Origin of the sequence: Kocuria sp. NPDC057446 (assembly GCF_042802875.1) — a bacterium.
Lineage (GTDB): Bacteria > Actinomycetota > Actinomycetes > Actinomycetales > Micrococcaceae > Kocuria.
Genome location: NZ_JBHVDI010000022.1, coordinates 1 through 19341, shown reverse-complemented (window position 1 = coordinate 19341; position 19341 = coordinate 1). Strand labels below are relative to the sequence as shown.

Genomic DNA, 19341 nt, shown 5'->3' with positions numbered 1-19341 from the left:
CCATGGAACGCGACGACGAGTTGGGCAGGGATTTCCTCGGCACCGGTTGGGCCTTTCCGGTGACGATCTCCCGGGCCCGGGGACTGATTGAGCCGGTGTCCCACGAGGAGGACATCCAGCAGTCCATCCGCATCATCCTCGGCACCTCGAAGGGCGAGCGGGTCATGCGTCCGGGATTCGGGTGCGGCATCCACGACCTCGCCTTCGCCGCCATCAGCACGCAGGTCATGACACAAATCGGGTCCACTGTGCGCGAGGCACTGCGCGACTACGAGGCCCGGATCGACGTTCTCGACGTGAGAGTAGGAACACGGAACCTCGATCTGGGCCACCTCGATGTGGACATCGACTACAGGATCCGGGCGACCAACCAGCCGGGCAACCTGGTGTATCCGTTCTATTTCAGGGAATCGGCAAATCGATGAGCACCGACCGATCGCGCCTCGAAGCCGGAGCCCACCCCCTGACCGATCCACGGCGTGGCCCGGAGCTCCGCGCCGAGCTGGAGCAGTACGCACAGGCCCTCGCGCCGCTGTGGCGGCCGTCCAAGGACCGCGACGACTTCGGACACGCGCTGCTGCGGATCGGCGCTCGCCTGGCGGAGCAGTCCACCGTTCGTCTCGACGGCAGCGCCCGACGGGACGCCCTCGCCTTCTTCGACTTCCTGGGATTGCCGCCGGGGCCGCCCCGACCCGCCACCGGTGTGCTCGTCCTGGTTCTTGGCCCGAAATTTACCTCTCCTGTTCATGCCCCGGCTCGGACACAGGTGTCCGCGACCACGGCGGACGGTGAGCAGGTCACGTTCGAGACCGAGTCCCGCATCCGACTGATCCCTGGAGGCATCGCCGAGCTGTATTCAGCCGACCCGTCCACAGACAGGATCGACAGAGCCCCGGCCCAGGTCACTTCCGCGCAGCCCCCCACCTCCTGGGCCGACAACTACACACTGGTCACCTTTTCGGGTTCCGGGAGCCAGACCGTCCAACTCAGTCCGCTCGCGGGGCTCCAGGAACAGGACCTGCTGGAGATCGGCCGGTTCGTGTATCGAGTCAAGGAGGAAAAGGACAACGGCCTCGTGACCCTGGTGGATGCCCTCGAGGCACCGGCGAACGCGGAGGACGCGGCGACCCGAGTCACGCAGTTCCGGGCCTTCGACCTGAGGAACGTCCAGCGTCACGAGTTCCACGTCGGGCACGCCGAACTCCTCAATCTGAAGCAGCCGGCCACCATCACGATCGACCTTTCGCCGGAGTCCCTTGCCGGGGAACTGGGCGCGCTCGACGTCGACTTCGCACTGTTCGGCACGCGCGAGCCGGAGAAAGAACCGACGTGGCACGCCCTTGACCTCCTCGGCGTGCGCGGATCCCGCCTCCGGCTGGGCAAGGCCTGGTCCGGCACCGTTGAGGAGACCGAGGTCGGCGGGCACAAGAACCGTTGGCTCCGGGCCCGGCTCCGCACACCGATCAACGGCCGGACCAGCGCGACGAAACCTGCGGCGAACCTCCGCATCACGGTGGCATCAGCCGAAGTGAACGACACCGAGTCGACCGTAAGCCCGGACGCCGAAGGATCGCCGACGGGCCAAGGCAGCAGCCGAACCATCCTCCATGCAGCCCACAACGGGACGCCGCTGGCCACCACCGGACGGTTCCACCCGTTCGGCCCCGAGCCGGTCCGCTTCGACACCTTCGCGCTCGCGGCCCCGGAGGCCCTGAGCAAGAAGGGCGCGACGGTGACCCTGAGGTTCGGACTGTCGGACTCGTCGATGGAGTCGTTCGGGGTGGCCACTCAGCATTCCGGGGCACCCACTGCGGTGTCGTGGCACGGGTATGGAGTCAGCCGCAACGGCTATCTGCAGGCGATCGTCCAGAACGTGGCCGGCCCGCGCTGGCTGGAGACCGTCGTGATGGACGGCGACGGCGAAAGGGTGGTCCTCGGCACCCGTCCACCGGTGGCGGTGGCCCGCTACAACGAAACGGACCTGGTGGTGCTGGAGGACCGGGAGGGACGATGGTGGTCGGGCATCGTTCAGCATGCGGAGAGCTCCCCGGCGCTGAGGGTGCCGGAGGCGTGGCACCGTCTCGAGCGGCGGACGACACCGGTGAACGAGCGCCTGGGCAAGCTCTTGGTCGCCGCCGCCCCGGACACGATGGAGGCCAGCCCGGTGGTGCTGGTCGACGTCGGCGACGGAGTTCTCCACACGTGCGTACTGAACGGCGAGGGGCGTCCCCCCGACACCGACCCGTGGGTCGGCGTCAAGGACCTGGACCCCACCGGGAGGAAGCCCCTGCTCTCCGCAGGCTCGTCGTTGCACCCCGTCCAGGGATCCGACTGGCCCCGCAGGCCTAAGGCGCTCGAGGTGCTGGTGCGTGATGACAAGGGGGTCCTCTGGATCGGGTCCCTGGCATCCGATCCGGGGACGCAGGGCTTCACGGTGGGGTGGACCCCTGCGGAGAAGCCGGCTGGGGACGACCAGGCGGTCGTCCCGGAGGCCCACCCGGAGGTCGTCCCCGCGGCGACGCGCTACGTCGCCGGTGACGGGACCGAGCATGTATGGGTGGCCTTCACCACGGCGTCAGAAGACGGCCTCCAGGAAGGCCTCTGCGGACTCGATCTGGCGCCGGCCGTCGGCGGTGGCCTGGAGGTCAACTCCATCGAAACGGCGCGCGGTATCGGCCTGACCCCGAACTCGGCTCTCCACACCCATCCCAACATTCGCGGCGTCGCAGGATTTCCCGCGGTCGTCGGCGTCGTCGGATCGGTGGCCTCCAGCATGGAACTGGTGATCTGGCAGTGGCGTGATACCGCCACCACTGCGGGCCTCCCGGGGCCGGCGACGTCGTCCCGGCCGTATCTCGTCCGGTCCGCGGACGGACCGGAGGGCCCACGAGGGGAAGTTCTGTTGCCTGGGACCGGCGAACGGCTGTTCCGGGCCCGGTTGTCTCCGCCCCGGATGATCGAATACTTCCTGCACGACCACGTCGAGATGCGCAGCGAGGGCATCTGGGCACCGGACCGGCTCTACGTCGCAAAGGACTTCGATGATCCCGGCTCCTCGAGGGAAGTGAACCTCGAGGACGTCACTGCCAGGATCTACGTCTCGGAGGGCAACAACCGGTATCTCCGGGTCTACGAGACGGACCCGTCGGTTCTCGCCGCCGGAGACAGCATCCGCTTCCTGCGCCTGCACCAGACCGAGGTGGACGGCAAGCGCCGGGCCCGGACGTTCTCCGGGGCCCGCCCTGTTCCTCTCGAGCCGGTCGACCCGGAGAGTCCGCGACGGGACGGGGCGAACGCCCCTGACGGACTCCAGCTGGCGAAGGACGACGAATACACCCATGTCGGTTCCCGGATCGTCATCGGGCAGGCCAGCTATGCGGTGACCGGCCTGGACCCGAACCGAGTCGCCACCCTGAATGCCCCCGTGGCGGGTGACTCGTTCCAGTACCACGTCGCCGACCGGCACACGGAGGACCAGGAGGTCACCACCGGCAACCTCGGAACCCTCGCTCGGCTCAGGGCCGAGAGCATTGCCGGGAAGCTCTACTTTCCGGCCCCGGCCGTGCCACGGGGCCAGCCGGTCCTGCGCAGCGTGAGCAGCCGCGATCGGGTGTGGGCGCAGTTGGCAGAGCCGTGGGAGGCGCAGCCGCCCAACGCCACGCTGGCGGTCATCGCCGAAGACCTCTCGTGGGGGGACCTGGCGCGGGCGCGCGACTACCGCAATCCGGAGCTGTCTTGGGAGTACTTCGACGGCGAGGCCTGGCAGAAGCTCGTCGCCGGGTTCGTCGACGGCACAGGCCATCTGTCCGCCACCGGCAACATCACGTTCAAAGTTCCTCCCGACCTCACGACGACGGAGATCGGGGGTAAGGAAGCCTACTGGATCCGGGCACGACTGATCGGCGGCGACTATGGGCGGCCGACCTACAGGGTGACCAGCGTGGAACAGGGCTCCACCACGACGCAGACGGTCGTCGTGGACACCTCGGAGCTCAACCCGCCCGAGATCGTCTCCGTCGAGGCGTCGTTCTCCGGTCCGAAACCAGCGCTGCCCGAGTCCGTCCTGGTGGAGAACAACGGCGGCCTCCTGGACCAGACGCAGGCCGCCACGGTCCCCACGGCGACCTTCGAGCTGTTCCAGGGTGCGGCGGCGCTCGGCGTCCCCGGCGACACAGGCCGCGCGCTGTTCGCCGGGTTGACCGGGCCGGTCGAGGCAGGGCCCTTCACCTTGTTCGTGGACGCCGAGGACCAGCCCGGTCGCGGGACCGTGGACGTCGATGTCCTGACCCCGGACGGCTGGCACCGTGTGGCCGTCGATGACGCGACCGCGTCGATGCGCCGTACGGGTCTGATCCGCCTGTCGTTGGACCGGACACCGGTCCCGCTGCGGCTGTTCGGGAAGGACCGCATCTGGCTCCGGTTCCGTGCCGGGAATGACCCGTACGCCGGCACGGAACCCAGACGCGCGGACGTCGGATGGGCGCCAGTGGTGCGTTCGTTGCTGCCCAACGCGGTGCGCGTCAGCCACGCCACGACCATGGGCAACGAGGTCCTGGGCTCGAGCGCGGGAGAACCGGCGACCACTGTTTTCCTGTCCGCAGTGCCGGTGCTCCCCGACAGCGTCGAGCTCCGCGTGCGTGAGGACCTCAGCGAGGAGGAAAGCATGACGCTGGAGGATCAGCACCGCCAACAGCGCGAGACGTCGGCGGATGCGCGAACGAAGGCCTTCGTAAGAGACTTCCCGGGTGCACCGGGCACCTGGGTGCTCTGGCAACGCGTCGACAGCCTCATCGGCCAGGACAGGGACGCCCGCGTCTACGTCCTCGAACCGACCACGGGACGCGTGACCTTCGGGGACGACCGAGCGGGGCGGATTCCACCCGCCGGGAGGGACAGCATCCGTTGCTTCTCCTACCAGCAGGGCGGGGGAGTGGTGGGCAACGTTCCAGCATGGATCGAGACGAAGCTGACCAGCGCCGTCGCCGGGGTCGAGACGGCGGTCCTCCCCCTGGGAACCGCCGGCGGCGCGGATTCCCCGCCGCCCGACGCGGTCTTCGCCACGGCACCGCACCAGCTGCGGCACGCCGGACGTGCCGTGGCGCCCGCAGACGTCGAGGATCTGGTGGCCGCCTCCGCGGGCAACATCCTCAGGGCCCGATGCCTGCGCCCGGACGTTCCCGGAGGGCCCCTCCGGGTCTCGGTGGTGGTCCGGGACCGGACCACACGCCGTCCACAGCCGACCTACGCCCAGCGTAACGCCGTCGTCGACTATCTTCGCGAGGTCGGTTGGGGCGGTCTGGACCGAGATGCCGTGACGGTTGACGGGCCCGGCTACGTGCCCGTTGAGGTCGCCGTGCAGCTCATCGCCCGACCCGAGTCCTGGGCGGAGGTGGAGCAGGCCGCCAGAGAACGCCTCGTGGCGTTGTTCGACCCGGAGCACGGCGGCCCCACCGGTTCCGGATGGCCGTTCGGTCGCCGGGCGACCACCACTGATCTGCTGCGGGCTCTCCACGGGGTGCCCGGGATCGAGCGCATCGCCGAGGCTCGTATCACGGGGCCGGGAGGTGCACCGGTGGGAGAGGTGCCCCCGGACGGGATGGTCTGCGCCGAGGCCGCCGCCATCACGGTGACCGTCAGCGGTGAAGGGATCGCATCATGACCGAGAACCCGGGCGACTTCGTTCCAGCCCTCGACAACATCGATTTCGAGCAATTGGTCGAGCTCGGACGGTCCCAGATCCCCCGTCATGCAGCCGACTGGACCGACCACAACCTGCACGATCCGGGGATGACGCTGCTCGACCTGCTGGCATGGATCGTCGACCAGCAGGTGTACCGCGCCGGATTCGTCGGCAGCCGCCACCGCAGGTCCTTCGCGGCGCTCCTCGGACAACACCCTGAAGGGCCCATCCCGGCGCGGGGCCTGGTCTGGCCGTCCGGAGCCGTTTCCGAAGGCCGCCTCGTCGCGCGTGACACCCCTGTGGTGTGCCGCGCGCGCCCGACCCTGCCGTTCGTCCTGGACCGGGCGCTGTACCTCACCCCCGCCCGGCTCGTGGGTGGCCACCGCACCGTGGATGGGCGGGACCTGCCCGCGCCGGAGACGGACCTGGACGGCACGACCTGGAACTTCCACGACGAGCACGCCCGCCCGCTCAGCACCGTGACGCTGCGGTTCGACCGACCCCTGGGGCGAGGAGACCACCGCGCCTCGGTGTCGTTCGGGTTCGACGTCGTCCCGCCACCGGGGCCGGCGCCGACCCCGGACGGGCCGTCGTGGGGCCCGGTGCGGTACGAGTACCGGGAAGGCGGCCAGGGTCGCTGGACCGCACTGCCCACCGAGCACGACGGAACCCTCGGGATGGCGAGGTCGGGTGAGGTCGTTCTCGACATGCCTCCGGCGGCACCTGGAGCTGCGGAATCGGAGCTGCGCATCTCCTTCGACCGCGGGTTCTTCCCTCGACCCCCCCGGGTGCGGGCCATCGCGGTCAACGTGCTTCCCCTGGTGCAGTGGGAGCAGTCCGACGCCGCACCATTCCCGAAGTCCGGCACCGGCGAGCCGGACCAGCGCATCGACCTCATCACCGGGGACCTGACGGCGGTACCGGGCCGGGCAGGAGGAGAACTGCTCGAGGTCACCGTGGACAGGGAGACGTGGACGGTCACCGAGGACCTCCGCACCTCGGCGCCGGACGACCCGCATGTGCAAGTGCACGCGGACCACCTGCTGTTCGGCAACGGCCTCAACGGGCGGTGCCCACCGCCCGGGGCGTGGATCGGGCACACGGGTCTCACCCGCACCGCCGGCGCCGAGGGGAACGTCCGTGCGCAACTCGATTGGCAGGTGCCGACCCTGACCGATCTCATGTCAGACTACGGAAATAACCGGCACGGGTTCACCGGGGGCCGGGATCGGACCTCGGCCGCCGAGCTCGTGGCTCGGGCCCGGACCGCCGCCCTGCGCCGTCAGGCACTCGTGACGGACGACGACGTGGTTCGGGCGGCCAGCGCGCTGCCCGGCCTGGCCGTCGGACGAGCCGAGGTGATCTCCCGCTTCGACCCTCGCCTGCCCGGACGACAGGTGGACGGGGTCCGAACACTGGTCGTCGCACCCGTCGGTTTCTCACCGTCCACGGCTGAGACCAGTGCCGACGCGCCGGCGGGAGTGCCCGCGGTCTATGTCCGCGAGGTGGCCACCCACCTGGAGCGCCGGCGAATCCTCGGCGAACGGCTGGTGGTGCAGGGTCCGACCATCGTCATGGTCGACCTGCAGATCACCGTCACCACGAAGCCGTGGGCGTCCTTCCCGGCGGTGCGGACCGCCGTCGAACAGGCCGTCGCGCACCGGCTCGCCGTCGTTCAACTGGACCATGACGTCCCACCGTGGCCGCTGGGACGCGACCTGACCGTCTCCGACGTCCTGTCGGTCGCCGCCGACATCGACGACGTGGCCACCGTGCCCGTCGTCCGGATGGCGGCCGCCGGGCAGCTGCTGGGCGACGGCCCGGTCGTGGTGCCGCAGGACGGTGTCGTGGTGGCGGGGAAGGTCACTGTTGACCAGTCGCCGGCTGGTGGACTGGCCCGTACGGCGCTGACACAGCGGAGGTGGGACTGATGCCCGAGACGAAAAAACAGTCCTACGAGTTCTGCACCGGAGCCCACTGGCAGGCCGGCGTACGGCACGGGCTCCAGGTGCGCGGCGACCGTCTCGTCGTTCCCGAGCGGCTGGGTGTCCGGCCCCTACCGGATACGGGTTCGCCCGACGGACGCCTCCTGCCGGCCTTCGACGCCCACCGCCGGCTGCTGTGGCTGCAGCCGGACACCGGCACCGTCATGCGGTGGTGGCCGTCGGAGAGTGTGGCGATCCGACTCGGGGCCCTGCACGGGGTCCATACGGCGCGGCGCCTGGTGGCGGGACGGAGCGTTCTGTGGACGGTCGCCGAGGAAGGTCTTCTTCGCCACGATGCGGCCACCCTGCAGCGGCTCTCCCCGTCGCGGCCCCTCGCAAGGTGGCGACTGTCCGATGCCGCGGGAGACGGCCGGGACGGTCTCTGGGTCGCCGAATCGGACGACGACGGCAACTGGCGGCTGCGGCACGTCGACTGCTGGGGCCGGACCTGCCGCGAACCTGTATCGCTGGAGGCCGTAACGGCCGAAAGACTCGTGGTCGACGCCTCGGACGACGGGAGGCAGGTCCTCGCCCTCGATCCGGAGGCCTCCGGTGAACTCATGGTGGTCGACGTCGGCACGGGTACGCCGCTGCGTCGTGTTGTCCTGGACAGGGTCCATCAAAGAGGCACGACACTGCTGGCGATCGGACCGGCGGACCGGGTCCATCTCGTCACTGTCCCGGAGGGCTTCGGCCGGGACGCCACGGTGATCGTGCTCCAGGAGGTCGATCGGCTGTCCGGTCTGGTGGACAACCACCAGATCATCGACGTGCCCGAGCGACTGGGCCGGCCCACGGCCCTGGCGGGCTGCCCGGACGGCCTGGTCCTGTCCTGCGCTCACGGCGTGGCAGAACTCACCGCTGACACCGACGCCGACGCAGCGCACTGGGCGACCTTCGTCACCCCTGCGCTGGTGTCCCCCCGACGCCCCCGCTCCGGCTGGGACCGAGCGGAGATCGAGGCGGAGCTGCCACCGGGAACCACCATGTCGGTGACGTGGTTCGCGGCGGACATGGAGCGGCCGGGTGAGCCGATCGCACGGATACTGAGTCTGCCGGGCACGCTCCGCTCCGCCGAGGCTCTGGACGAGGCCCTGCCGTGGCGCTCGCCCGCCACGATGTTCCGCGGATCCGACGGATCCGCCCGGCGCCACGCGGTACTCCTCAACACGGTGGGTGACACGACGCTGTGGCTGCGCATCGACCTGCGCACGGCCGCCGGGGGCGCGCCGCCGGCACTGACCGGTCTGCGGATCCACTATCCCAACTCGTCGTACCTGGATCATCTGCCCGCGATCTACCAGGAAAATCCCCGCGGCGTCGAGGCCCTGCGTCAGGTCCTGGCACCCTACGAGGTCCTCCTCGACGGCATCGACGAGACGCTGGACGCCCTGCCCGACCGGATCAGTCCGGACACGGCGTCCGACGAGTGGACCGATTACCTCCTCGGCTGGCTGGGGTTCCCTCCCCTCGGAGAACTCACGCCCCGTGTTCGACGAGAGCTCCTGGCCCAGGCCCCCGGAATCCTGGATGCCCGCGGCACCAGGGCGGGGCTCGAAAAGGTCCTGGGCATCGCGACCGAGGGGGAGGTCACGGTCACCGACTCGTCCGACGATCCCGCGGGCTGGTTCCTGGGCGTCGGCAACCCCGCCTCAACCGGTGCCGGTCCGTCCCGGCTCGGGATCGACACCGTGCTGCTGGGCCGGCTGCCCCTGCCGACCCGAACAGGGTCGATGGTGCTGGGAGAGTCCCGACTGGGGCCGGCGTGCCCCGACTACCAGGTAATGCTCGCCCGGAGGGCACGCACCGTGACGATCACGTTTCACAACGGTGTTGACGACCCTGTCCCCCAAGCCGCGCTCGACCGTCTGTTGGACACGTTCGTCCCCGCGCACTGCCGGCTCCGGATCCGGTGGTCGGGTAAACGTTCCAAGTCCGGTGACCGTCTGGACGAAGATTTCCGGCTCGGCTCGGACGGCACCCCAAAAGGTGCTGAAAACGTGCCGGCTGGCTCACGACTGGGCAGATCGGCACGCGAGCGACTCGGCACCACGACGCGCCTGGGCAGATGGCCGCTGCCCGAGGAGAACCGCCTGGCCGTGCTCGACCGCGGTGCCCGTCCGGCCACCGGACCTCGATTGCTGTGACCTCGAAGGAGCAACCCATGAAAACTCACCACGGGGAGGACCGGCAGGCCTGGTCCCGCCGACCGCTTTTCACGCCACGGCAGAAGTTGACCGCGGAACAGCTCAATCTCGGGCTGCAGGACGAGCTCGACCGCCAACGAATCCTCAACCGAGCCGTCCACGGCTACGGCGTGGTGATCGGATACGGACTGTCGGTCTGCGGCGACGGATCCTTGGATCTCCGGCACGGCCATCTCGAACTGGGGGACGGTCTCGCCCTGGACCGGCATGGGCGCATGCTCGTCTGGAAGCAGGGGCGGCTCGGTATGGATGACATTGTCGGAGAACTCCCCATGAAGGCCGGCGCCTACACTCTCACAGCGCACTACGCCGTCCGGACTCCCGACCAGGACGACTGCTGCTCTTCTGCCCGGCACCGCCCCCCGTGGACGGAGGAGGGCGTGGTCTTCAGCCTGGATCCCGACTGCGGGGACGACAACTGCGACTGCCCGGACCACCCCTGGGAACGGTGCGTGAGCCACGGCGAATACCTGCACCGGAGGAACGGCGGGTTGCTTCTGAGGGCCGCGAGTGTGCGGGAAAGTCCTGACGTCGACTGGTACTCGAGGACACCGGGGCCGACGCGCGATGCCTGTCAGGACGGGTGGGACTACGATCCCGTTCCCGAGGTCGGTGTGCCGTTGGCGCGGTTGACGATCTGCGACCTGGCCGGAGAGGACGAGAGGGCGCGGGACTGCGACCCCCGCTACGGCTTCTGCCCGGACACGCCGCCGGAGGTCGTCACGGTCCGTCCTCTCGTCTACCGCAATCCGCTGCTGTACGAACTCACGCGCTGCTGCGACGCCGACCTCCCGCGGGTGGAGGAGATCTCCTGGCAGGACTGGATCCACGAGGACTGGAAGGTCCGGGTCCCCTGGGATGACTTTGCCCGCCGGGTGACGGAGCACAGCACAGGGTTCGAGGTGTGGTTCACGAAGCCTCTCGACGCGAAATCGATCCACGAAGCCAGCATCTTCATCACGGTCTTCTACCAGGACGGCGACGCCTCCTGGAGGAACTATCGGATGCCGCTTGCGAAGCTCGTCCCACTGGAGCGCGACGGGAAGATCCGAGGAGCGCGTCTGGTCCCCGACCAGGATGACTGGGTTCCGTCCGAGGTGACGGGCAAGCAGTCAAACCTCTTCCACGGCATTCGGGTCGAGGTGACCATCCGTGGCCAGCTGCTGCGGGACGACTGCGGGCGGATGCTCGACGCCCGGCCGATCGGAATCGACTGCGGGGTTTCATGCCAGGCCAGACCGGGAGGCGATCTGATCACGTCGTTCCAGGTCGGCCCCCACCACCGGGACGAGGCTGAATACGACCGACACGTTGAGCAGACCACGACCGAACAGAGCACGGTCACCGACGGACAACCAGACGGAGCGTGATTCCCATGAAGACCAAGACGACCAGATCCGAGCTTCCCTACAAGGAGAAGGCCACGGGGCTGGAGAGTGCGAAGTTCCACGACGGGATGGTCGTGTCCGCCGAGGATCTGGAGACGGCGTCGCAGTATCCGGTGTCGCTCCTCCAGTCGGTCCTGCGGTCGTACTTCGGCTGCGGCGTGGTCTGCGGGCTGGGGCTGAACCCCGTCACCAAGCTCAAGGGCGAACCACCGTGGGTGGTGCGGGTCGATCGGGGGCTGGCGGTGGATTGCCGCGGATTCCCCATCGAGCTGACGTGCCCGGTGGACCTTGACTTCGACCCCGATCCCTGCTCGCCCGACGACCTGCCGAGTCCGGTGTTCATCGCCCTGCGGCGGACCACCTCGGACGAGGATGGCAGCCAGCCGTGCGGCTGCTCCTCGGACGAGGCCGAGGAATGCTGCACCAGGGTTCGCGACCGGGCCCTGGTCAAAGCCTTCACGCGCCAACAACTCGACAGCCTGTCTGGGAGCGTGTGCGGACGCCTCGAGGAACTCGACAATGTCTTCAAGGAGAGCGCCGACACCTCCGACAAGGCGCAGCCCCGGGGTGGGGCCGCCGTCGAGCAAGCCAGCGCTGACACGGACTGGTGCTCTGTCCTCCAGGAGTGCAGCTGCTCCTGCAACAGCGACTGGGTTCTGCTCGGAGCTGTCAATCTCAAGCAAAGGGTCAATGGCACGGAGGGCAACTCGCCGCAGGGCATTGTGGGGATCAATGCGGATGTCCGGCGCTGGGTGAAACCCGTCGAGGTGCTCTGCGAGATCAACGGCTTGATCCAACGGGTAGGCGCCCTGGAAAAGGAAAAGGAAGTGGCCCCACCCAAAACCCCCGAGCCACAGTAGAAGCACACCACGACCGAGACCCTGACCAATGGCCTCCTCACGCGAGACACCTGCTCGTCGAAGCAGCGCAGACATCCGCCGGGCGGCTCCGGTGCCGCCCCGGCGGGCAGCGGCACGTCCGACCCCGGCCGACCTGCGCCGGCGACTGGGCAACCGGGGTGTCTCTGCCCTGCTGGACGGCGGGTCGATGGCCGGCCGGGTCTCCTCTTCGGACAGACCCCCACGGCCGGCCGCCCCGCCACCGTCGACAGCAGCGCCAACGGGCGGTGCCCCGCCGCCTGCTGCATCGATGGCTCCGGCCGTGCGGATGAAAACCAGCTCTCCCACATCGGAGGGCGCGGTAGTAGGTGGCGGCAAGGCCCCGATCCCGTCCGCCGGGCAGCCGGCTGCCGGCGCTCCCGCGGTCGTCCCCGAGGTCGAGCCTGCAACGGCGCCGGCCGCCTCCGTCGTCGCCGCCGAGGGCACACCCGCCACTGGCCCCGCGGCCGAACCCGTCACAGCACGCGGGGCGGAAACTGCTGCCGAACCTGCCACCGTTCCGGCGACCGAAGCACCGGCGCCCGTGGTCGAAGAACCACCTGCCGCCGAGGAAGCGGTCGCCCCGGCAGTGGCGGCCCTCCGTCGACGCGCCGCGAAGGCGGCCTCGCACGCCCCGGCCGGATCCGTGGTGGGGAGCGCTCAGGCGGCTGCCATCCAACCGGCCACGGAACAGCAGAGGTCCGCGGCCGAGAACACGGTCAAGAACCTGGACGCCGCGCAGCAACAGACCTCCGAAGTGGACAAGTCGACGTTCCGTACCAAGCTGCGGGAGGCGATCGACAAAGCGACTCCGGAGCCGAAGACCGAGGAGGAGGCTGAGGAACTGGTCTCGGGCGGCGGGCGGAAGGCCAGCAACGTCCTGCAGGGAACACTCGCCACCCAGAAGGACGCCGCGGTCGGTCCTCTGATGAACGCGGGAGCGGCCGAGGCGCCGCCCGCCCCGGGTACGGACCGGGCGCCGGATCCGCTGGTCCCCGTACAGGTCGGCGACCCGCCGGCACCGGTGTCCGCGGCACCGGTGGTGCCGGCACCGTTGCCGGCGGCACGGCTCGACTACTCCGAGGACCGCAAGGCCACGGATACGGCCATGGCCGACGCCGGAGTCTCACAGGAGCTCCTCGAGAAGGGCAACGAGCCGGAGTTCTCCCAGACCCTGCAGGCCCGATCGGAGGCCGAAGCCCACGAGGCCCAAGCCGCTCCGGCCTACCGGACTGCGGAAGCGGGACAACGGGAGTCGGCGGCCGGACGGGCCCGAGAAACCCTCGCCGGTGGCCTGTCCTCGATGCAGGGGGCGCGGTCCGCGGCCATCGGGACGGTCGCCGGCCAGCAGGTGGGCACCAAGTCCAAGGACGAGGCCGAGCGCCAGCGCATCACGGAGACGATCGACCGCATCAAGAACGACACGCGTGCTGCCGTCGAGACGGTCCTGCTGGAGATGGAGACCGAGGCAACCCAAATCTTCGGGGAGGGTCTTGCCTCGGCCGAGAAGGCTTATGGCGAGACCTTCGAGGAAGCCAAGGGAGGTGCCCTGACCTGGGCCACCACCTGGGGCGACGACTGGCGGGATCACATCACGAAGTCCCTGAAGAAGGCGCGGGAGGAGTATTTCCTCCACGTCGACGTCGCCATCAACAAGGTCTCCGACTGCGTGGACCGCAAGCTGGTAGCGGCCAAGAAGCGCGTGGTCGACGGACAGCGTGCCGTCCAGGAGTTCGTGGCGGGTCTCGACGACAGCGTCAAGAGCTTCGGTGAGGAAGCGCTGGCCAAGGTCTCGTCCGAGTTCAGCGCGATGACCGAGAGCATCGACAACCGCAAGAACGCCCTGATCGAGAACCTCACCACGCAGTACAAGGAGTCCTACGAACGGATGTCCGCGAAGGAGGAAGAGCTCCGGAACGCCAACAAGTCCCTGTGGGACCGCATCTACGACGCCACGGTGGGCCTGGTCCAGAAGATCCTCGCGTTCAAGAACATGCTGCTCAGCGTGCTGGCCAAGGCCGCCGACGTCGTCGGGGACATCATCGCGGACCCGATCGGGTTCCTGTCCAACCTCGTCGCCGGAGTCATGGCCGGCCTGAAGAACTTCATGGCCAACATCGGCAAGCACCTCAAGAAGGGCCTCATGGACTGGCTCTTCGGTGCGCTCGCCGGCGCCGGACTGACCATGCCGGAGAACTTCGACCTCCAGGGCATCGTCAGCATCGTCCTGCAGGTGCTCGGCCTCACCTACGCGAACTTCCGGGCCCGTGCCGTCAAGATCGTCGGGGAGCCCGTAGTCGCCGGACTGGAGAAGGCCGCTGAGGTCTTCAAGATCCTGCTCACCGAAGGCGTCCCGGGGCTGTGGCGGTTCATCAAGGACAAGGTCCTCGAGCTGAAATCCATGGTCCTGGACGCGATCTTCGAGTTCATCCGGGAGAAGGTCATCGTCGCGGGCATCACCTGGCTCATCGGCCTGCTCAACCCCGCATCGGCCTTCTTCAAGGCCTGCAAGGCGATCTACGACATCGTCATGTTCTTCATCAACCGGGGTTCGCAGATTGCCGCCCTCATCAACGCGGTTCTCGATTCTGTGGGTGCAATCGCAAAGGGCAACATCGGTGTGGCCGCGAAACTCGTAGAGGAGGCCCTGGCCAAGGCGGTTCCCGTGGCGATCGGGTTTCTGGCCGGGCTGCTCGGTCTGGGGGACATCAGCAAGACGATCCGGGGGGTCATCGACAAGGCCCGGAAGCCGGTCAACACGGCGATCGACTGGGTGATCAACCAGGCGGTCAAGCTCGTCAAGGTCGCCGGGAAGCTAATTGGTGGGGCGTTAGGCAAGGAACCGAAGATCGATTCTCCGACCGCCAATAATGATAATGGCGTTCTGGGCCTTGCATTGGAACAGATTGACGCCAAGCTGGAGGATCAGGCAACTCCTGCCAATATTAAGAAAGTGCTAGCGGGAGTACTCTCTGAACTTTCTCCGGTGGGACTTCATGGTCTGCGGCTCGAAAGCAAAAACGATAGGCTCCAGATTGTTGGGGAAGCGAGTCCAGCTATCGTGTTGGCTGACCTGTCATCAACGGCACCGAAGCCACAAATGCACGTTCGCGCCACCATATGGTTCGACGAGGGGTCCGAGCCAGGTGGTAATGCGCTGGGAGCGGTTGATCCGGAGGAACATAAGACTGTAACAGGGCAGTCGTTTGTTTATCAGGTCCGCAAGGAACATGGAGGGGCGGGTGCTGGTCCTCGACAACGCGGTGGCGCCGTATTCCTCCCTCAAAATCCAAGTAAACTGGAGGTCCTAAATTGGAATTCGGCTGACATGGGCCGCACCTCCAATTCGGACCATGCCGAACATCATTTTGCCGAGTGGCTCAATTCAATAAAAAATCGCTGGCAAAACATTCGCAGAATTGACATTGTAAACGACCCGTATAGTCCGTGTACAGCATGTGCAGATGAGCTCGAAGGCCTAGCCAAACATGTTTCTCAGGCGCGAATACGCGAGAATCCGGGGGCTAATCCGCTCGTAGCAACTTTGCACTGGACGAAAGTGTGGGGTGGTGCGGCAGAAAATCGGACTCGCCCCAATACAATCCCATCTATGGATCACTGGTTGGTCCAACCGTCTCAGCTACCTCCCACGGGCGATCCCGAAACTGACCAAGCCCTCAAAATGCACGTCCTTTATAGGGACATGCGCAAGAGAGCGACCGTCGCCTCGGGGCCACCTAAGGTGATAAGAAGGCGACGCAATAAATGATGTATCCCATTAGCTGTTCCAGCTCTACAGGCCTCGCCGACCTGTTCCAGCACTTGCGCCACGCTTCCGCAGGTTTGGGCGCCTGGTCATGACGAAATGTGGTTTCGGTAATACTTGTCCGCGGCTAGTTGTTGTGGGTCATGAGGTTCTTGTCACGGGTGCGTCGATGAGATGAGGAACGGGCTCCTCGCCACAGGATGGAAGTTCCTACACCGTCCGTCCGCACGAGAGAGCCCGTTCATGACCCACGTTAATGCACCCCTGACTCCGACCGGCCGGCTGCGCATGGTGTTGCGTCACCTCGACGACGGCATCCCGAAGGCCCACGTTGCCGCCGAGTTCCGCGTCAGCCGACCCACGGTGGCGACCTGGGTGGCCCGCTACCTCGAAGCAGGTGAAGCCGGGCTGGCCGACCGACCCTCGACCCCGCGGCGCAGCAGCACCCGCACCCCGGAGGCGGTCGTGGAGCTCATCGAGCGCTGGCGCCGCAAGCGCAAGTGGTCGGCGCGGCGCATCGACCGCCACCTGGTCGACCGCGCCGTGGCGATCAGCCTGCGCACCGTCGGCCGCTGGCTGGCCCGTCTCGGGATCTCCCGCCTGCGCGATCTGACCGCCGCAGGCGAGAACTCCCGCAGGACCCCGGGACGGATCCGCGCCGCGTGGCCCGGGCACATGGTCCACCTGGATGTGAAGAAGGTCGGGCGCATCCCCGACGGCGGCGGCTGGCGTGCCCATGGCCGCGGCAGTGCTGCCGCGAAGGCGGCCAAGCGCGGTCCCGGGGCGAAGATCGGCTACACCTACTTGCACTCGGCCGTGGACGGCTTCTCGAGGCTGGCCTACACCGAAGCCCTCGACGACGAGCGGGCCACCACCACGATCGGGTTCTTCTGCCGGGCGAGAGCCTTCTTCGCCTCCCACGGCATCACCCGTCTGCACCGGGTGGTCACGGACAACGGCGCCAACTACAAGGCCCGGGACTTCACCCGCTGCGTCCTCGCCCTGGCCGGCCGGCACCAACGGATCCGCCCGTACACCCCGCGCCACAACGGGAAGGTGGAGCGGTACAACCGGCTGCTGGCCGACGAGGTCCTCTACGCCCGCCCCTACGCCAGCGAACAAGCCCGACGGGACGCGATCGGGGTGTGGGTGAACCACTTCAATTACCATCGGCCGCATACCGCCTGTGGTGATCAGCCCCCGGCCTCACATGTCCCGGCCCGAGCCAATAACGTCATGCCCTCCTACAGCTAGTAGTACTTCGTTAGGTCTGTTAATCCGTGATCGGGTTTGTTAATTTCGCCTCGTGCAGGCGAGATGGAGCAGGTCCAGGGGCGCTCGAGGCTTTCGTGGAGGACGTGTTCGGGTCGTTGGCCCGCAAGGACCAGTGGGCCAAGGGCGGGCTGTACGAACAAGGGTCGATGCTCGAGGGGCGGCGGAAGTCGATGCAGCCGTTGGGGGCGCGGCTGGGGATGAACCAGCAGCAGTTGCAGCAGTTCGTGTCCTCCTCGCCGTGGCCGGTGGGGCCGGTGCGCCGGGCACTGGTCCGCCGGGCGGTGGAGGTGATTGTCCCGTGACGGGTCTGTTGGAGGCTCTCATTCCACGGAAGAACGAGAGTCATGGGAGCGCCGAGGAAGTACCTGGACGAGTTGCCTGAGCGCGGGACCCGGATGGCGGTAGAGGCCCGGCGGGACCCGGCGACGACGGATGGGGCCCTGGCGCGGATCGGGCAGCAGTTGGGGAGTGGGGACTGCTCCGGTTGGGACAGCGGTGGGGTAGTGTGTGTGATGGACATGTAGAACTCGCCTTCTAGTGTCTGCGGCTCGCTCGGTCTTACTGGACCGGGCGGGCCATTCTTAGTTGGTGGTGAGTGGAACCGCCCAGGAATGAGAGAGCGCCCTCAAGGGCCCTGAGGGCTGAAGTTCTCTCCCGGGAACGCCCCGATCGACCGGCCTCCCCGCGAACTGCCCGCAGCATTCGGCAACGGGGGCTGCCCGCCATGAGGATCGACGGGAATACTGGCCGGGCCGGAGGTTCCCAAGGACGCCGGTCAGAGGCTGTGGCACCACGACCCACGACTCGGTCGGCCCGACGGCGCCGCTGACGGTGACCGGCCGGAGTGGACAAGCCTTGTCGCTCGCGGCAGTTCCCATCATTCGCCGGAGTGGGTGCCGCCACGAAGCAATCACAGGAGACCGCCACGGGACGACCACGCCCACAGGCTGGGGTTTCCCGGGCGTTCTGCAAAACGACACTCCGTGGCGAAATGTGACGGCGGAAGGCAGCCGGTAGCCCACCGACCGGGCAGGTGCGTATGTTCCCGTCTAACTGCACGACGCCGGGGTCCGTCGAGGACGGCGCGGGCTCTTTCACTTTTACATCGGTCGAGATTCGAGGAGGCCGCATGGCCGCTACACCCACCCTGACCGAGCGTCTGGCAGCAGGTCCTGTCATCTGCGCCGAGGGTTTCCTGTTTGAACTGGAGCGGAGGGGATACCTCAGCGCGGGCGAGTTCGTTCCGGAGGTCGCGCTGGAGTACCCGGAGGCCCTGCGCGCGCTGCACGTGGACTTCCAGCGCGCCGGATCGGACATCGTCGAGGCATTCACCTACAACGGGCACCGCGAGAAGATGCGGGTCATCGGCAAAGAGGATTTGCTCGAACCGCTCAATCGATCCGCACTGAAGATCGCCCGAGGCGTTGCCGATGCCCGTCCCGGTGACCTGATGGCGGGAAACATCTCGAACACCAACATCTGGGATCCGTCCGACCCGGGCAGCCAGGCCAGCGTGCGGGCGATGTTCGAGGAGATGGTGGGGTGGGCGGTCGACGAGGGTGCCGACCTGATCGTCGGGGAGACCTTCTACTACGCCGGTGAAGCACTCGCCGCCCTCGACGTGGCCCAGAGGTCCGGGTTGCCCGTCGTCATCACCCTCGCTCCGATGGCCTTCGAGGAGATGGCGGACGGTATCGGCGTGGTGGAGACCGCGCAGCGCCTCGAGCAGGCCGGAGCCGATGTCGTGGGCATGAACTGCTTTCGGGGCCCGGAGACGATGATGCCGTGGGTGCGGCAGATCCGTGAGGCGGTCTCGTGCCACGTCGCCGCGCTCCCGGTGCCGTATCGGACGACGAAGAGCGAGCCGACCTTCTTCAACCTTTCCGATCCGCAGGCCCGCGTGGCCTCACCGCACCACCGGACGTTCCCGACGGCGTTGGATCCGCTCGCCACCAACCGGTACGAGATCAGGCGTTTCGCGGAGGAGGCCCTCGAGCTCGGTGTCCACTACCTCGGTGTGTGCTGCGGGGCCTCTCCGATGCTCGTGCGTGAGGTCGCCGAGGCTGTGGGGCGGGTGACCGAGGCGAGCCGGTTCTCCGAGCGGATGGAGAACCACTTCATGTACGGCAGCAACGAGCGTCTGCCCGCGCACATCGTGGAGC

General features: G+C 67.8%; 10 protein-coding genes. All 10 read left to right on the top strand.

Annotated elements, in window-relative coordinates:
• Positions 1-2: 2 nt before the first annotated feature.
• The gene (locus ACFU0Y_RS04715; RefSeq protein WP_380213293.1) at positions 3-425 is read left to right on the top strand and encodes a GPW/gp25 family protein; all 423 of its coding nucleotides are present in this window, start codon (positions 3-5) and stop codon (positions 423-425) included.
• Complete coding sequence (locus ACFU0Y_RS04710; RefSeq protein ID WP_380213292.1) at positions 422-5659, top strand: baseplate J/gp47 family protein; 5238 nt, start codon at positions 422-424, stop codon at positions 5657-5659. The genes ACFU0Y_RS04715 and ACFU0Y_RS04710 overlap by 4 nt, the downstream gene beginning before the upstream one ends.
• Positions 5656-7611 carry a baseplate J/gp47 family protein gene (locus ACFU0Y_RS04705; protein ID WP_380213291.1) on the top strand — a complete coding sequence of 652 codons (1956 nt, stop codon included), beginning with the start codon at positions 5656-5658 and terminating at the stop codon, positions 7609-7611. Before ACFU0Y_RS04710 ends, ACFU0Y_RS04705 begins: the two co-directional genes overlap by 4 nt.
• Positions 7611-9812 carry a hypothetical protein gene (locus ACFU0Y_RS04700; RefSeq protein WP_380213290.1) on the top strand — a complete coding sequence of 734 codons (2202 nt, stop codon included), beginning with the start codon at positions 7611-7613 and terminating at the stop codon, positions 9810-9812. Before ACFU0Y_RS04705 ends, ACFU0Y_RS04700 begins: the two co-directional genes overlap by 1 nt.
• 17 nt (positions 9813-9829) lie before the next feature.
• Positions 9830-11242 (top strand): hypothetical protein, encoded by a 1413-nt coding sequence (locus ACFU0Y_RS04695; protein WP_380213289.1) that lies wholly within the window; start codon positions 9830-9832, stop codon positions 11240-11242.
• Positions 11243-11247: 5 nt separating this feature from the next.
• Positions 11248-12120, top strand: a complete 873-nt coding sequence (locus tag ACFU0Y_RS04690) for a hypothetical protein (protein WP_380213288.1) — start codon at positions 11248-11250, stop codon at positions 12118-12120.
• Positions 12121-12409: 289 nt separating this feature from the next.
• Positions 12410-15907 (top strand): hypothetical protein, encoded by a 3498-nt coding sequence (locus ACFU0Y_RS04685; protein WP_380213287.1) that lies wholly within the window; start codon positions 12410-12412, stop codon positions 15905-15907.
• Positions 15908-16147: 240 nt separating this feature from the next.
• Positions 16148-17158, top strand: coding sequence for an IS481 family transposase (locus ACFU0Y_RS04680; RefSeq protein ID WP_380213286.1), 1011 nt, complete (start codon positions 16148-16150; stop codon positions 17156-17158).
• Positions 17159-17262: 104 nt separating this feature from the next.
• Positions 17263-17481: a transposase gene (locus ACFU0Y_RS04675; RefSeq protein ID WP_380213285.1), complete on the top strand. Its 219-nt coding sequence runs from the start codon at positions 17263-17265 to the stop codon at positions 17479-17481.
• Positions 17482-18308: 827 nt separating this feature from the next.
• Positions 18309-19341, top strand: a 1033-nt coding sequence (locus ACFU0Y_RS04670) for a homocysteine S-methyltransferase family protein (protein ID WP_380213284.1), incomplete at its 3' end; no start/stop codon positions are given.

Excerpts from the sequence above, each read along its gene's own strand:
- ACFU0Y_RS04715 (WP_380213293.1), top strand. The coding sequence starts at position 3 with ATGGAACGCGACGACGAGTTGGGCAGGGATTTCCTCGGCACCGGTTGG.
- ACFU0Y_RS04710 (WP_380213292.1), top strand. The coding sequence starts at position 422 with ATGAGCACCGACCGATCGCGCCTCGAAGCCGGAGCCCACCCCCTGACC.
- ACFU0Y_RS04705 (WP_380213291.1), top strand. The coding sequence starts at position 5,656 with ATGACCGAGAACCCGGGCGACTTCGTTCCAGCCCTCGACAACATCGAT.
- ACFU0Y_RS04700 (WP_380213290.1), top strand. The coding sequence starts at position 7,611 with ATGCCCGAGACGAAAAAACAGTCCTACGAGTTCTGCACCGGAGCCCAC.
- ACFU0Y_RS04695 (WP_380213289.1), top strand. The coding sequence starts at position 9,830 with ATGAAAACTCACCACGGGGAGGACCGGCAGGCCTGGTCCCGCCGACCG.
- ACFU0Y_RS04690 (WP_380213288.1), top strand. The coding sequence starts at position 11,248 with ATGAAGACCAAGACGACCAGATCCGAGCTTCCCTACAAGGAGAAGGCC.
- ACFU0Y_RS04685 (WP_380213287.1), top strand. The coding sequence starts at position 12,410 with ATGGCTCCGGCCGTGCGGATGAAAACCAGCTCTCCCACATCGGAGGGC.
- ACFU0Y_RS04680 (WP_380213286.1), top strand. The coding sequence starts at position 16,148 with ATGACCCACGTTAATGCACCCCTGACTCCGACCGGCCGGCTGCGCATG.